The sequence below is a fragment of the Pseudomonas sp. 273 genome (genome assembly GCF_029201425.1).
Taxonomy (GTDB): domain Bacteria; phylum Pseudomonadota; class Gammaproteobacteria; order Pseudomonadales; family Pseudomonadaceae; genus Pseudomonas; species Pseudomonas delhiensis.
Map to the genome: position 1 here is coordinate 4156100 of NZ_CP116775.1, position 14495 is coordinate 4170594.

A 14495-nucleotide genomic window follows, 5' to 3' on the forward strand; every position below is an offset into this window, starting at 1 on the left:
CCGCGATGGTCCGAGCCCCCTACATCCTCCTGCCCTCCCTGGCCTGCGCCGCCTCGGTCACTTGCGCCGCGCCCCACGGCGGCCTGCTGGACGGCGCGCAGTGGTCGCTGCTCGGACGTAACTATTTCCTGCAGAACGACTACCGCACCCGGCCCTCGCCCAGCGGCCAGAGCCTGCGCCAGGAATGGGCCCAGGGCTTCATCGCCGACTTCCGCTCGGGCTTCACCCCGGGCGCCCTCGGGCTGGGCTTCGACGCCCACGCCTTCCTCGGCCTCAAGCTCGACGGCGGCCGCGGTCACGCCGGCACCGGCCTGCTGCCGCGCAATGCCGACGGCTCCGCGGCCGACGACTATTCCGACGTCGGCGGCGCGCTGAAGCTGGACCTCTCCCGCAGCACCCTGAAGTTCGGCGAGATGACCGTGGAGACGCCCGTCTTCGACACCGGCGACAAGCGCCTGCAGCCGGAATACGCCAGCGGCACCCTGCTCGAGGTGCGGGAGTTCGACAACCTGCGCATCCAGGCCGGGCGCTTCACCGCCTTCAGGAACCAGGACTCGGCCTACGCACACGGCGACTTCGATGGCTATGGCGCCAGCACCCGCGGCAGCGCCCTGAGCTTCGCCGGCGCCGACTTCGCCCCCAAAAGTGACTTCGGCGGCTCGCTGTTCGCCGGCCAGCTCGACGACACCTGGCGCCAGTACTACCTGAACCTGCACTACGGCCACGCCGGCCTGCTGGTCGATGGCAACCTGTACAAGACCCGCGACGAAGGCCAGGCCCGCGCCGGGGCGATGGACACCACCGCCTGGAGCCTGTCGGCGCGCCAGCGCTTCGGCGCCCAGGCCCTGACCCTCGCCTACCAGCAGGTCGACGGCGACACCCCCTTCGACTTCGTCGGCGGCGACTCCATCTACCTGGCCAACTCCATCAAGTACGCCGACTTCAACGGCCCCGGCGAGAAGTCCTGGCAACTGCGCTACGACCTCGACCTGGGCGTGCTCGGCGTACCCGGCCTGGGCTTCATGGCCCGCTACGTGCGCGGCAGCGGCATCGACGGCAGCCATGCCCCCGCCGATGGCGCCTACGCCGGGACGTACGGCCGCGGCGGCCGCCACTGGGAGCGCGACAGCGAGCTGCGCTACGTCTTCCAGTCCGGCCCGGCCAAGGACCTTTCGCTGTACCTCTCGCAGGTCAGCCACCGCGCCGACGCGGCCCAGGGCGGCGACGACATCGACCGCCTGTACCTGATCATCGAATACCCCCTCAAGGGCGCCCTATGAACCCTGCCCGCTCGGCCTCGGCAACGGGCCACGGAGCGTTCCCGCGGCATTCCCCGCGCGCGGCCTGGGCCGTGGCTCGTCGTCACGGACAGACCGCCGACCACCCGGCGCGGCATCTACGCCGCGCTCCATCCACTCGATCCATGAAGGAAGAGTCCCATGACCAACAAATACCTTGAACTCCTGACCCCGCAGAACAGCCAGGTCATCTTCATCGACCAGCAGCCCCAGATGGCCTTCGGCGTGCAGTCGATCGACCGCCAGGTCCTGAAGAACAACGTCGTCGCGCTGGCCAGGGGCGCCAAGGCCTTCAAGATCCCGACCACCATCACCACGGTCGAGACCGAAGGCTTCTCCGGCTACACCTACCCGGAACTGCTGGCGGTGTTCCCGGAAAACAGGATCCTGGAGCGCACCTCGATGAACTCCTGGGACGACCAGAACGTGCGTGACGCACTGGCCGCGAACGCGGCCCAGGGCCGCAGGAAGGTCGTCGTCTCGGGGCTGTGGACCGAGGTGTGCAACACGACCTTCGCCCTGTCGTGCCTGCACGACACCGACTACGAGATCTACATGGTGGCCGACGCCTCGGGCGGCACCTCGGCAGATGCCCACAAGTATGCGATGGACCGCATGATCCAGGCCGGGATCGTACCGGTGACCTGGCAGCAGGTGGTGCTGGAATGGCAGCGCGACTGGGCCCGCAAGGAAACCTACGAGGACGTCATGGCGCTGGTCAAGGATCACTCCGGCGCCTACGGCATGGGCGTGGACTACGCCTACACCATGGTCCACAAGGCGCCCGAGCGCGTGCAGCACGGCGAGCGCATCGGCCCGAACCCGGCCAAGTAAGGCCGCACCACGAGCCCCGGGGGGAACCGCATTGTCGGTCCCCCCAGGGCCCATCCCCGACCTTCATGCACGCTCCGGCCAGGCGCCCGCGCCCCGTCCCGGAGTCGAGGTGAACCATGAAACTGTATGTCCTGTCCCTGGGCGCCGGCCTGCTGGTCGGCGTCATCTACAGCCTGCTGAACGTACGCTCGCCCGCCCCGCCGCTGGTGGCCCTGGTCGGCCTGCTCGGCATCCTGGTGGGCGAACAGATCATCCCGGTCGGCAAGCAGTTGCTGAACGGCACAGCCTTCAGCACGGCCTGCGACAAGACGCAGGCCACCCGCCATGTGCTGGGCCAACTGCCTGGACGGCATGCGTCGGAAGAGGCGCCCGAACGGGAACGGACGTGAACGGCTTGGCGCCATGGGATAACGCCCCACTGCCCGGAGGGCTCGAGCGCATCCCCGGCACCTGCGGCAGCCAGAGGGCTTCCGCGATCCACCTTCGCGGTTGTTGTCCGCTCAATGCGCCCTGCCCGCCATCGTATCGAAGGAGCCACCATGGAACAGCCCGCCGTCTCACCCACGCTCGCCGGACTGCTGGGGTTCAACGCCGGCTATGTCGATACCGCCGGCTTTCTCGCCCTGCATGGGCTGTTCACGGCCCATGTCACCGGCAACTTCGTCACCCTGGGCGCGACACTGGTGCACGGGACCGGTGGCGCCCTGGCCAAGCTCTCGGCCTTGCCGATCTTTTGCCTGTGCGTGGTGCTGGCGAGGCTGATCCGCTCGCCGGGATGGCTGATGCTCGCCAAGATTCCCCTGCTGTCGGCCGCCGCCGCCATCCTGATCGCATCCGGGCCGTTTCAAGATGCTGACGCGGCCCCCGCTTTCACCGCAGGCATGCTGCTGGTCGCCGCCATGGCCATCCAGAACGCCCTTCAGCGCATGCACCTGTCAAGCGCGCCACCCTCGACGCTGATGACCGGAACCACCACGCAGATCATGCTCGACCTGGCCGACCTCCTGCGCGGTGTGGACGCCCCGGCGCGCTCCCTCGCCCTGGGCAGGATGCGCAAGATGGCATTCGCCATCCTGGTCTTTGCCGCCGGGTGCGGCCTGTCGGCACTCGCCTACGCCTGGGTGGGGATGTGGTGCTTCGCCGTGCCGCCCGCCATCGCCCTGGCTGCAGCGCTTGTCGGTTCGCGCGGTGGGGTGGGCCAGGTTTCGTAGCGTCCAAGAGGGGGCTGCCCATCAGAGCTCGTCGATGCAACTCGCACCACGGATTTTGGACCAGGTACCGGCCTGATGCCCAGGGAGAGCGGCCAGTCGTCCGCACAGTTCGAGCACAAGGCCAAACACATCTAGTCCGAGCAGCTATCGCAGTGGTGAGGGCAACTCATCCAGAGGGTGGGCTTTGGGATGACAACCGGAGGAATACCATGAGCAACACTGAACGGATGAAACTGACCAAGCTAGGAAAAATGATCATCACGAAGGGCGGAATCCGCATTCCTGGCTTCGATGCAGAGAACGTCAGTTGCCAAGAGGTCACAATCATGATCTTCGCCTGGGCTAGACTACCGGGGAGCTTCAGCGTGAGATTCTGAAGACGATAGAGCAACTAGATGGGGGAAGACTGATCATTGATAAAACCATGCCGCCTGACTCTTGAAGTCACGCAATGCAGGCTCCAACGACCTGCTGGACTCCGCATCAAGCTCGTCCCCAGCAGATTTAACAACTGGATGTTCTGCAACTCGAAAAAGCTCTCGCCATCCATAACGATGACTCTTGCCTTTGCGAGACTCGTATCCAGTTTCTGCGACCAGCGAGCATATTCCGTCAACTTCCGCGGACTGAGTTGTTCGATGTCGCTATCACTCATTTTCTGCAGCTCTTCCGTTGGGGTAAGAAGCTCTTGCCTTAGCGCCTGATGAAGGTCACTCATCCAGAATCTGAGCCCTGCCAACTGACCAGCGACTACCGTTTTCTTGGGCCATCCTTTAGCTAGCCACGCCTCAAGTGTCTGAACCTTCCCATCGGCGTTTTCTTTCGCCATATGGACGTATTGGCGCTCTGCCTCTTCCCTCGTCATGGGAATTCGAGTACCGAGAACAGGGTTATTCAGTTTGCTGCGACCAGTAAGAACACGAACAAGATTTGGATGACACCTATTCAGTAGGATCTTCAACCTGGATACACACTCAGCTGCAGACTTTAAGGAATCCAACTCACTCTGCAATGAACTAATCCGCATCTTGATAGCTCTGATCTGTTCAATATTTCGCTGATGACTCTGTTTCTTCCTGTACAGACTAGTCTTCTCGGTAAAGACGGCACCCAGATGCTTTTTACCACACACGTTCCCAATATTTGTTTCCAAGCCATCCGTAGTACTAATTAGGTAGCCGCGACGATGCGGTGTACGACAATTGCGAATTCCACACTTCACCGACTTGGTATCAGGAAAGATGTAGGCGCCGAGGATATCGAGAAGCTCTCGGCCAGCGCTTTCACCGAAGTCCAAGACCTCTCGATAGTTTGGCCGACTTTCAAGATCGTCGGCTGTCTTGATCTCTAGCGACATCAGTACACATCCCGTTGTGTTGTTGGAAGGCAAACTGCCACTAGCCTACCTCAGTCATCGAATACATCACCACTATCGCCTCCTCTAGGTAGACGGCAGCCGAAAGTACGGTCGGCCATCCGCCAGAACATGACCAGAGAGGAGATGCAACTGACCTGCCCACCGGGAAACTGGTCACCCAGGTAGCCCTAGCCTGCTCGGACAAGCTCAGCTTCGTGCTCGACGACAAGCCGTCAATCCAGCGCCTGCACTTCGAGGACCTGCTGCAAAAGTAGGCAGAAAAAGACGGCGGCTACGATGCCGCGGGCCAGTTCGACGCGAGCTTTGTCCTGATCATGCTCACCTTCCGCCAGCTCCTGCCTGCCATCTTCGATGGTCTTGGGCGGACAAGAAGTCCCCACCGAGATCTGACGCTACGGAGGTTCCATGGATGACTTCTACTACTGCTCCACCACCCCGCGCATCGTCGCCCTGGTACGCGCCTGGTACCTGCAGCGCGACGTGTTCGAGGCCCAGCGGAAGCATCTCGGCGAAGCCTTCGGTGCCGAGGCCTCGGTGATGCGCGGCATCGACTCCCTGCACATCGGCGGCCTGAAGCTGCCCCTGGCGCCCGACATGGACGTGCACTGGCGCCAGCCGGACAACCACGGGTATCGCAACCTACGCACCGCCGGCCAGCCGCCGAAGGGCTCCAGCAAGGCCCACCGCGCCGCGGTCCGCAAGGAACACGCCCGCCTCACCGCCCTCTGGCAGCAGCTGGGCCTCAACACCGGCAGCCTGCTGATGTGCGGCGGCGTCATGTTCGAGATTGGCGGAACCGCCTACTCCAACCTCGGCTTCCCCATCAACGAGCACGAGCACCTGGCCGCAACCGCCAACCACAAACCCTCCTACGGGTGGATCGAAGGCGCCGAGGAAATCCTCTCCAGAGCCTACTTCTCCGCCCGCGACCAGAAGAACCGCACTGCCACGCCCAAGGAGGCCGCCCATGCGTAACGGAAACTCCCACACTGCCGCCAAGTTCGTCGTCCGCCTGCCCGACGGCATGCGCGACCAGGTCGAGCAGCGCAGCAACACCGACCACATCAGCATGAACAGCTTCATCGTCCAGGCAATCGAGGAGAAGCTGGTCCGCGCCGCCGGCAAGCCGGACCTGGTCAGCCACTTCGGCTAACGCCTGGCGGCCTTGGAGCGACGCATGGACGATCGCGCAGGGCTGCTGTCGTGACCATCCACCACTGCTCGATCGACATCGCCAATGGCGTGATCCGCTACGCCAGGACGCCGCGTCGTCTGGATGGCCTGCTGAAGGAGGCCAGCACCGGGCTCAGCCTCCCGGGCGAGGAGGCTCTGCGCCTCGCCTAGGGCATGGCCGACAAAGGCCTCGAGGTCATGCCGATCGGCTGCGACCACTTCGACAGCAGGGCTATTGCCTTGGCCACGAGGAGAAGCCATGAAGCGACCACCCTCCCCCATGCAGGACGAAACGCTCGGGCACATCCGAGCGTTCTGGGCGGAGAAAGGCTAAGCGCCCACCGTAGCCGAGCTGGCCGCCGCGGCCGGCGTCTGCCTCTTCGCCATGCAGCAGCGCCTCGACGCCCTCGAGGAGAAAGGCCACATCAAGCGCGACGCCGGCGTCGCGCGCAACATCCGCCTCCCGTTACCCCTCCTGCGCCTGAATGCCGCGGCTCCGCCGGCGGCACGGCGGCGTTCGCCCTGGAGTGCCCACGCCCCCACCCCGCCCGATCCTCCGCTACCACGGCGGAAAGTGGCTGCTCGCCCCGTGGATCATCCAGCACCTCGCCCCGCACCACACCTACGTCGAGCCGTTCGGCGGGCCGCCTCTATCCTGCTGCGGAAGGCACGCAGCTACGCCGAGATCTACAACGACCTCGACGGGACTTGGTGAACCTCTTCCGCGCCGCCCGTGACCGTGGCGAAGAACGGCTCCAGACGCTGGCATTGACGCCATTCGCCCGGGAGGAATTCGACGCCAGCTACGGCGAGACGACGGATCCGCTTGAGCGCGCCCGGCGAATGGTGGTCCAGTTTCCAGGGCTTCGGCAGCGCGGCAGCCAGCGGTGAGCGCACGGGGTTCCACGCTTTGTCCAGCCGCACCGCTACTTCTCCGGCCATCGACTGGCGCAACTACCCGGAGACCCTGTCGGCGATCATCGACCGCCTGCAAGGGGTGGTAATCGAGTACCGCGACGCCCTGGACGTGATGGCGCACCAAGATCGGCCGAGCACGCTGCACTATGTCGATCCGCCCTACGTCCACTCCACCCGCAGCACCAAGGTCCGCCACAACGCCACCGGCAAGTCATACCGCCACGAGCTGAGCGACACCCAACACCGCGACCTGGCCAAGTTCCTCAAGGAGCTGCGCGGCATGGTCGTGCTCTCCGGCTACCCCTGCCCTCTCTACGACCGCCTCTACCGCGACTGGTACCGCCTGGAGCGCAACGCTCTCGCCGATGGCGCGCGCGATCGCATCGAGTGCCTCTGGCTCAACGAGGCAGCGCGGCGCGGCCTGGCGCAACTCGACATCTTCCACGACACCAAGGAGCTAGCAGCATGACCACTCCCAACGGTGTGCATGCAGTCCTTTTAATCAGCCTTCAGCGTCTTCTGGATTAGCTCTGCCGCATTCTGCATTTCCGGCGATATACCAGAATCGCGATTGTATTCGCTTTGGAGAACCTCTCTTTCCTGGGAAACCAGAGATTCTGCTATAGCTGGAGACAATTTTCTGTGGGAAACCAAGTCGAAAAAGTCCTTGGAAAAGACAATGACAAGTGGCTGTACGCCAAGCTTCGGATTAATGGTACCGAAGAACATCCCTTTTGCTCCGAGGACTCGCTGAAACACAGAACCGCCCTCCAGCCCTTTTGAAATAGCAGCAGCTTGTTCCTCGAAGGCATTCTCAGCGCCCTGTTTCAGCCCGGCTCTGTATGCAGCAATCGCAACCACTACTCCGACAACTGCAATGATCAGTTCTAACACGCCTTCCTCTCCTTGACCGGCCCATGCCGGGCCATTCGAACCTACCTTAAAGAGCATCAAATGGCCACTACTCGTAATGCCCTCGTTCCAGGTACTCTTAGTGCTCTTCCTGACGCCAAGGACAACTCATGACCTCGCCATTCGAGATCGCATTCGAAATCGGCCAGATCTACGATCGCCGTGCGGACATCCACGGGCCTTTCGGCGGAAGCAAGCAAAGCGGTATCGCGCCCTCCCTACGGGTGCCCGCGATCTTCCTCTTCACTGGCGACAGCGGCGAGCAATACGGGTACAGCGATCATTTCGACGATTTCGGCGTATTCCACTACTCGGGAGAGGGTCAGGTCGGCGACATGCAACTGACGGGAGGCAATAAGGCGGTCCTGCAACACGCTCAGACTGGGCGCTCGATTCATCTTTTCAAGGCACTGGGGAAGAAAGCCAGCAAGCGCTACATGGGGGAGTTTGTCTTCGCCGATCATCACTGGAGCGATGGCCTTGATCGAGAAGGCAACATGCGCAAGATCATACGGTTCTGCCTCGTTCCGGTCGGGCGAGTAATCGAGGGGGACGTCGAGGATGAAGTGAAGGCCGACTTCCCGAGCTCTTTGGATGCGGCTCGCGAGTTGGCACTGAAAGCCATAGTGTCCGGCGAAGACGCCAGCCAAGGCGCAGCGATGCGGAACATATATTTGCGCAGCGCTCATGTGAAGAACTACGTACTTCTCCGCGCCGCGGGATATGCGAGTCCTGCGATAAGCCAGCCCCCTTCCTCCGGAAAGATGGCCGTGCCTACCTAGAACCTCACCATATCAATCGGCTATCTGATGGAGGCCTGGATCATCCTCAGTTCGTCGGAGCTGTGTGCCCAACCTGTCACCGTGAAATCCACTATGGGGCCAACGGCGTGAAGAAGAATGAGCGGCTCCGCGCGCACGTGGAAAGCCTGGAAAAAATGCTCGCGAAGAAACTCGCTTGAGGTAGCTACGGGAACAGCAAGGCTATTCCCGTGGTGCTGTGGATTGCGCGCAGTTTGCTCGAACAGGTCCAGGCGAGATACAGGACTTAAGTCACGAATAATGCGATCACTGACACCACCAGCGCTACCAACGAAATCGGAATGGCGAGGCCCGAGTTCTTGTTCGCGTAATCAATCCACTCATCCCACCGATTCATTGACGCGCGGGCGTAGCCTTCAGGGGTTAGCGAGAACTGAGCCCCACCAATGCTCGTCATGTGTCCCGCGTTCCGCAGTTCTACGAGAAGGTCCACCAGCAGGTATCGAACCATGTTTCCGTCCTGCTCGCGAAGTTCAGGCATCCGATCCAGGTAAGCCTCTGCCTCGGTTGTAAGAACCGTGTATTCGTTGAGGTTTCTTGTCCCCTCTCCAAACTCTTCGACGTATTCCGCATAGAAGATCTTCAGCAGCTTGAGCTGCATCTTCTTCGTCACCTTCTTCGTTATGGCCATCGGCGTTCCCTCGCAAAAGGTCATGACGCTAACCCACTCCCTGCCGTTGCGCCACTACGGCGTCGTGGAGCGAATTTCAAGCATCCGTCGATGCCTGCAGTCGCCACCAATAGTCATGATCGTCCCTGTCATGCATCTGCTCCAGCACCGAAGAGCAATTCCCGCATCGATACGTGCGGAAGTATGCCTTTGGCCTAGCGAAATACTGCCAGGACTTCGAATCGATCATCACGAGACCTGAATGCGGACCAGTTCGACCTGGCCCGGAAAGCTGTTGCTGGCAGTCAGCACAGAGAGTCATGTTGTCTCCCTCGGGATACGCAAGGCATCAACCTATCCCCATCTTCTTACGACCTGCCAGCCATACCGACGAAGGGTGGCAAGGAGACCTCATGCCCGCAGAAAATGAGCCGCTGGCCATCACCGGAGTGAACCCCAAGACGCGCGAGTGCACCCTCATCGCGCGGTGCCACCCTGACGACGTGATGGAGGCCCTGGCCGCCGGCTTGGCCGTTATCCCCATCACCGCCGAACAAGCGCGCTGGGCCTTCGGCGAGGTCATCGCCGAGCCGTTCGAACTCGCCAAAGCAGGAGCGCCGTCATGAACCAGTTCGGCACCGAGAACATGGCCAGCCTTGCCGGCGACCTCCTCAGCTGACCGGCCTCCGCCGCCAGCGCCCGAAATAGAACCTCCCCACAAACTCCACGCCACCAGGCGAGGTATCCACATGCCCGAAAAAAGCATCCCCCCGCCGGCCTCAGCTACGCCCGGCAAGCTGCGCTACTTCGCAGCGCTCGACGACTGGCAGGCCATGCTGTCGACCTTCAGCAGCACCCGCAGCCTGCTGGCCGAGGCCCGCACCTGGCTGGGTGACGGCATCAACGCTGGCCGCCTGGCGCGCGATGTCTGGCCCGCCGGCCTGGCCGGACTGCTCGAGCGCATCGACACTGACACCGTCCCGAAACGCCGCCAGCCGGGCATCACCCGCGCGGAGGAGAACAACGTAAGTACAGAGGTGGCATCCATGTCTTCCGCCAAGACAGGAGCAATTGCATCTGCGCACACGCAAAGGTGCGCTTCCATGGCATGTCGAGGAACACGTTGCAACTGATCGGCGTACTCAGATGCCGACAACGAAAATCGAAACTCACATGCAACCAGTCACTGGGGAGACAATGAAAAATCCTCCCCTCGCTCACAAGAATCGGCAATTGCCTGCCCCCTCCAAACTCTGTCGCCAGACCTAATTACCGAACTAAATTGAAACGCGTTACCAATGGACCCAACGAAAAACTCATCTACATCCCCAGCACAATCACCACCCAAATAACTAAATGTTATCCTGCAAACCCAAAATCCTTCATAATCCTTATCATTTTCATCCATTAGCAGTCGATCTTGTAATTTATAAGAGTCCCTTTTCAAAGAATCTATTATTCGCATACCCTCATGATTATTTACTGCACTAAAAATAAACCTCCTTCCTTCTTCATGATTTATCCACGGATGAGATGCCAGAGTTTTTTGAACCTCGTCGCAATCTGGATAGTCTCCAAGCGCAACGGTTGGACCAGTTAGAAACGCCAAAACAGAACCCCAAAAAAACAGCTTATAGCCATTCAGGCCTATGATATTCATGCCGAGCCTCCAAAGCAGATTTCGTATACCTCAGTCTCGCGCCTCAAGCTCCCACGAAACCATGCATTGGTATCCTCCACTTACACTATCCTTATCACAGTCACACTGACTAATTTTTATCTTAGTCTTCGTTGAACTTAGTACTGCCTTACTCTCAGCTTTTGCTCTTGCATAGCTACTAGCGGACTTACACGCTGAAACACGATCAGCTCCGCTACCAGTTTCTTGACCGCTATCGGATTCCGCAAAAACATGAACAGAAAACAATAATAACGAATAGAAAATTAGGCGCCCCATATCACCACCTTCCTCGCAAGCTAATTAGACAAGACCAGAGGAAATCCGAACAAAATTCTCACTAAAACGATCCTAAACAATTGAAATTTCAGTCTAGCAAAACCCAACTGACCTGCTCAGAAATGAGCCTTTCCTTAGGACCACTACAGAGGGGAGTTTAGCTAGTCAGCTCATCATAGCTAGGCGACGGATGCATACAGGCAAACGCGGATCGTCGGGATCACATCGATACTGACCGGCATTTTTCTGAAGGCCCACCGGTTCACACACATCACTTTCGCCATCCACTGAACTCGCGGCGCGGCGGCACTCTACCTGGAGAAACCATGACCATCAGCTACGGACCGGTCTGCAGCGGCATCGAGGCCGCAAGCGTGGCCTGGCACCTGCTGGGCTTCCGCGCCAGTTGGTTCGCAGAGATCGAACCCTTCCCATCCGCCGTGCTGGCCCACCGCTGGCCGGCGGTGCCTAACCTCGGCGACATGACCAAGCTGGCCCGCGAGGTGCTGCTGGGCATCATCGCCGCACAGCTGATCCTGGTGGGCGGCACGCCCTGCCAGGACTTCTCCGTAGCCGGCATGCGCGCCGGCCTGGCCGTGGCCAATCTCTACGCCTACCGCGCAACGGACCCGCGCGAGCTGTGGCGGTGCGCCGATCCGGTCAGTCCGGAAAATGACAGGCACCTGACGGAGCTGGGCGCCGAGTACGGCGACATCGTTTGCGCCTGGGGCTCGCACGCGAGGCCGGAGCGAGTCGCCGCAGTGGTGGGTCTCCTGCTGGCCGCCGGCGCGCGCCTGTGGTGCCTCATCACCAACAGAGACGGCAGCCCGAAGCACCCGCTCTACATCAAGCGTGACCAGCCACTGGTCGAGTGGCAGCCGCCAGCACCGCTCCAGCGCTAACCCCCCATTCAGCACCACCCCCGCCCCTACGGTGAAAACCGCATGGCTGCTGAGCCTGGCCCTCGATAAGGCCGGGTTCGCTCCTACGGCACCACCAGGGTATGCACCTCCTTTCCACCATCGCTGGCCGCCCGCGCCGGCGCGATGAGGTATTGCCCATGGAAAGCGAAATTCTTTCCGATGAGGAACTGGCCGAGATCACCGGCTACAAAGCCATGGCCTGGCAGCGCCGCTGGCTGAAAGAACGAGGCTGGACTTTCGTTGAAAGCCGCGGTCGCCGCCCTCTGGTAGGTCGCCAATATGCACGCATGAAACTGGGCATTCCGCCTGAGACGACCATCATGCAGACGTCGGCACTGCCGGCAACGACCTGGACGCCTGACTTCTCCCGGGTGAGCTAAATACGACCGCGCAACAAGGAAAACCGTGACCTTCCGCCAGGCGTGTACCGGCGGAAGCGCACGCGCAAGAACGGAAAAGTCTGGGTTGGCTACTACTACGAGGATGTGGACGGCAACGAGCGCCCTTTGGGCACCGACCTTGATATGGCCAGGATCAAGTGGGCTGAGCTGGTTGCCAAGGAGAAGCCGGCCGACCTGCGGATCATGGGTGCCATCTTCGACCGCTACATCCGCGACGTGTTGCCAGGCAAGGCGCCCAGGACGCAGAGCGACAACCTGAATGAGATCAAGCAACTCCGGAAGCTGTTCGACGAAGCTCCCATCGACTCCATTACGCCGGCGATGGTCGCGCGTTACCGTGATGCCAGGAAGGCGAAGGTCAGGGCGAACCGGGAAATCGCCACCCTCTCGCATGTCTTCAACATGGCCATCGAATGGGGGCTTACTGGCAATGCAAATCCTTGTCGTGGTGTGCGCAAGAACAAGGAGAAACCGCGCGACTTCTACGCCAGCGATATGATCTGGGACGCGGTCTACCGCAAGGCGGTGCCGGAGTTAAAGGACGCTATGGACCTGGCCTATCTCACCGGCCAGCGGCCGGCGGACGTGCTATCCATGCGCAAGAGCGATATCGATGGCGACTACCTGCTGGTCAAGCAGGCGAAGACCGCGCACAAGGTGCGGATCTTGCTGCGCATCGACGGTGTGGAAACGAGTCTTGGCAGGCTGCTCAAGCAGATTGCCGCCAGGAACGAGCAGTTCAGCAGTCCGTACCTGATCATCAGTGCCCGGGGCAGGCGCGTCGGCGCCTCCATGCTCCGAGATCGCTGGGAAGCAGCCCGTGAGGCGGCCCAGCAAGCGGCCATCGAGGCGGGCGATCCGGAGTTCGGCGCCATCGTCCGGAACTTCCAGTTCAAGGACATCCGGCCGAAAGCGGCAACCGAGATCAACGATCTGAAGGAAGCAAGCCGGCTGCTTGGGCACACAGAGGAGGAGATCACCAAGAAGATCTACATTCGCCGCGGCGCGGTGGCAAGGCCTGCAAAATAGGCGACAGTTTCGGAACTCGTTCCGATTCTTTTCGGAACTCCTGCCATTTTCAGCCCCATCATCGAGCCTTAATGTAGGTCGCCGAAAATGAAAAGGCCCTGAAAAATCAGGGCCTTGAAGATGGCGGAAGTGTAGAGATTCGAACTCTAGGACAGTTGCCCGTCGACGGTTTTCAAGACCGTTGCCTTAAACCACTCGGCCACACTTCCTTTCGGGGGCGCATAGTACCGGATCGCAACACACTGTCAAACTCTGATCCTACGCCTGACAGGCGGGTTTGGTATCATCACTGCAACTATGGTCACGGAATCCCATTCCGCTTACAGGAGTGTCTAGCCATGCAAGAACGGCAATATCTCAACCCCGCCGCGGCGGAGCAACGGGAAGTCAGCGGAGTCCTGCGCAACACCTACGGCCTGCTGGCCATGACCCTGGCCTTCAGCGGCCTGGTCGCCTACGTCTCGCAGCAGCTGCGCCTGCCCTACCCGGGCCTGCTGCTGACCCTGGTCGGCTTCTACGGCCTGTTCTTCGCCACCCTCAAGCTGCGCGACAGCGGCTGGGGCCTGGTAACCACCTTCGCCCTCACCGGCTTCATGGGCTACACCCTCGGCCCGATCCTGAACCTGTACCTGGGCATGGCCAACGGCGCCAACATCATCGCCTCGGCGTTCTTCATGACCGCCCTGGTGTTCTTCGGCCTGTCCGCCTACGTGCTGACCACCCGCAAGGACATGAGCTTCCTGTCCGGCTTCATCACCGCCGGCTTCTTCGTCCTGCTGGGCGCCATCCTGATCTCCTTCTTCGTCCAGATCAGCGGCCTGCAACTGGCGATCAGCGCCGGCTTCGTGCTGTTCTCCTCGGCGGCCATCCTGTTCCAGACCAGCGCCATCATCCACGGTGGCGAGCGCAACTACATCATGGCCACCGTCAGCCTCTACATCTCCATCTACAACATGTTCATCAGCCTGTTGCAGATCTTCGGCATCATGGGCAGCGACGACTGACGCTTCCCGGCAACACCGGAAAAGCC

General features: G+C 61.1%; 18 protein-coding genes, 1 tRNA gene and 4 pseudogenes. 18 read left to right on the top strand and 5 right to left on the bottom strand.

The window, feature by feature from the left end; translation table 11 throughout:
* The first annotated feature begins 5 nt into the window (after positions 1-5).
* From PKO50_RS18885 to PKO50_RS18905, 5 genes are all read left to right on the top strand, one after another.
* A complete protein-coding gene (locus PKO50_RS18885; RefSeq protein ID WP_275626920.1) occupies positions 6-1280 on the top strand; it encodes an OprD family porin in 1275 nt (424 codons plus the stop codon).
* A 159-nt stretch (positions 1281-1439) separates the two neighbouring features.
* Positions 1440-2132, top strand: coding sequence for a hydrolase (locus PKO50_RS18890; RefSeq protein WP_275626921.1), 693 nt, complete (start codon positions 1440-1442; stop codon positions 2130-2132).
* Positions 2133-2248: 116 nt separating this feature from the next.
* Complete coding sequence (locus PKO50_RS18895) at positions 2249-2521, top strand: XapX domain-containing protein (protein ID WP_109935871.1); 273 nt, start codon at positions 2249-2251, stop codon at positions 2519-2521.
* 150 nt (positions 2522-2671) lie between these two features.
* Positions 2672-3343: a DUF1275 family protein gene (locus tag PKO50_RS18900; protein ID WP_109935870.1), complete on the top strand. Its 672-nt coding sequence runs from the start codon at positions 2672-2674 to the stop codon at positions 3341-3343.
* A gap of 209 nt (positions 3344-3552) precedes the next feature.
* On the top strand, positions 3553-3720 hold the full coding sequence (locus PKO50_RS18905; RefSeq protein WP_158546436.1) for a hypothetical protein: 168 nt from the start codon (positions 3553-3555) through the stop codon (positions 3718-3720).
* Positions 3721-3734: 14 nt separating this feature from the next.
* Here the strand turns inward: PKO50_RS18905 and PKO50_RS18910 are convergent, their stop codons facing one another.
* Positions 3735-4700 (bottom strand): hypothetical protein, encoded by a 966-nt coding sequence (locus tag PKO50_RS18910; RefSeq protein WP_275626922.1) that lies wholly within the window; start codon positions 4698-4700, stop codon positions 3735-3737.
* A gap of 155 nt (positions 4701-4855) precedes the next feature.
* Here PKO50_RS18910 and rdgC point away from each other — a divergent pair.
* From rdgC to PKO50_RS18935, 5 genes and pseudogenes are all read left to right on the top strand, one after another.
* Positions 4856-5134 (top strand): annotated as a pseudogene (gene rdgC, locus PKO50_RS18915) (recombination-associated protein RdgC); the annotation flags it as partial.
* Positions 5127-5696 carry a hypothetical protein gene (locus tag PKO50_RS18920; protein WP_109935868.1) on the top strand — a complete coding sequence of 190 codons (570 nt, stop codon included), beginning with the start codon at positions 5127-5129 and terminating at the stop codon, positions 5694-5696. The pseudogene rdgC and the gene PKO50_RS18920, both read left to right, overlap by 8 nt.
* Positions 5689-5874: an Arc family DNA-binding protein gene (locus tag PKO50_RS18925; RefSeq protein WP_275626923.1), complete on the top strand. Its 186-nt coding sequence runs from the start codon at positions 5689-5691 to the stop codon at positions 5872-5874. The genes PKO50_RS18920 and PKO50_RS18925 overlap by 8 nt, the downstream gene beginning before the upstream one ends.
* A 50-nt stretch (positions 5875-5924) precedes the next feature.
* Positions 5925-6065 (top strand): hypothetical protein, encoded by a 141-nt coding sequence (locus PKO50_RS18930; RefSeq protein ID WP_158546435.1) that lies wholly within the window; start codon positions 5925-5927, stop codon positions 6063-6065.
* Between the two features lie 314 nt (positions 6066-6379).
* Positions 6380-7281: pseudogene (locus PKO50_RS18935) on the top strand (DNA adenine methylase).
* 29 nt (positions 7282-7310) lie between these two features.
* Here the strand turns inward: PKO50_RS18935 and PKO50_RS18940 are convergent.
* Positions 7311-7706: a hypothetical protein gene (locus tag PKO50_RS18940; protein WP_146219641.1), complete on the bottom strand. Its 396-nt coding sequence runs from the start codon at positions 7704-7706 to the stop codon at positions 7311-7313.
* A gap of 128 nt (positions 7707-7834) precedes the next feature.
* Between PKO50_RS18940 and PKO50_RS18945 the strand changes: the two genes are divergently transcribed.
* On the top strand, positions 7835-8506 hold the full coding sequence (locus tag PKO50_RS18945; RefSeq protein WP_218281452.1) for a hypothetical protein: 672 nt from the start codon (positions 7835-7837) through the stop codon (positions 8504-8506).
* A gap of 265 nt (positions 8507-8771) precedes the next feature.
* Here the strand turns inward: PKO50_RS18945 and PKO50_RS18950 are convergent, their stop codons facing one another.
* Positions 8772-9146 carry a hypothetical protein gene (locus PKO50_RS18950; protein ID WP_158546434.1) on the bottom strand — a complete coding sequence of 125 codons (375 nt, stop codon included), beginning with the start codon at positions 9144-9146 and terminating at the stop codon, positions 8772-8774.
* 422 nt (positions 9147-9568) lie between these two features.
* Here PKO50_RS18950 and PKO50_RS18955 point away from each other — a divergent pair, with 422 nt between their 5' ends.
* Together PKO50_RS18955 and PKO50_RS18960 are read left to right on the top strand one after the other, a co-directional pair.
* Complete coding sequence (locus tag PKO50_RS18955; RefSeq protein ID WP_109935865.1) at positions 9569-9781, top strand: hypothetical protein; 213 nt, start codon at positions 9569-9571, stop codon at positions 9779-9781.
* Between the two features lie 123 nt (positions 9782-9904).
* Entirely contained in the window at positions 9905-10288 is a 384-nt protein-coding gene (locus PKO50_RS18960; protein ID WP_109935864.1) for a hypothetical protein, read from the top strand.
* Between the two features lie 50 nt (positions 10289-10338).
* Here the strand turns inward: PKO50_RS18960 and PKO50_RS18965 are convergent, their stop codons facing one another.
* Positions 10339-10815 carry a hypothetical protein gene (locus tag PKO50_RS18965; RefSeq protein WP_275626924.1) on the bottom strand — a complete coding sequence of 159 codons (477 nt, stop codon included), beginning with the start codon at positions 10813-10815 and terminating at the stop codon, positions 10339-10341.
* A gap of 623 nt (positions 10816-11438) precedes the next feature.
* On the opposite strand from PKO50_RS18965, the pseudogene PKO50_RS18970 reads away from it, so the two are divergent.
* From PKO50_RS18970 to PKO50_RS18985, 4 genes and pseudogenes are all read left to right on the top strand, one after another.
* Positions 11439-11705 (top strand): annotated as a pseudogene (locus tag PKO50_RS18970) (DNA cytosine methyltransferase); the annotation flags it as partial.
* 3 nt (positions 11706-11708) lie between these two features.
* Positions 11709-12014, top strand: a pseudogene (locus tag PKO50_RS18975) (DUF1643 domain-containing protein); the annotation flags it as partial.
* Between the two features lie 158 nt (positions 12015-12172).
* A complete protein-coding gene (locus PKO50_RS18980; protein ID WP_109935862.1) occupies positions 12173-12415 on the top strand; it encodes a DUF4224 domain-containing protein in 243 nt (80 codons plus the stop codon).
* Positions 12416-13465, top strand: a complete 1050-nt coding sequence (locus PKO50_RS18985) for a tyrosine-type recombinase/integrase (protein ID WP_109935861.1) — start codon at positions 12416-12418, stop codon at positions 13463-13465.
* A 121-nt stretch (positions 13466-13586) separates the two neighbouring features.
* Here PKO50_RS18985 and PKO50_RS18990 read toward each other — a convergent pair.
* Positions 13587-13674, bottom strand: a tRNA-Ser gene (locus tag PKO50_RS18990).
* 129 nt (positions 13675-13803) lie between these two features.
* Here PKO50_RS18990 and PKO50_RS18995 point away from each other — a divergent pair.
* Complete coding sequence (locus tag PKO50_RS18995; RefSeq protein WP_109935860.1) at positions 13804-14469, top strand: Bax inhibitor-1/YccA family protein; 666 nt, start codon at positions 13804-13806, stop codon at positions 14467-14469.
* The last annotated feature ends 26 nt before the right edge of the window (positions 14470-14495 follow it).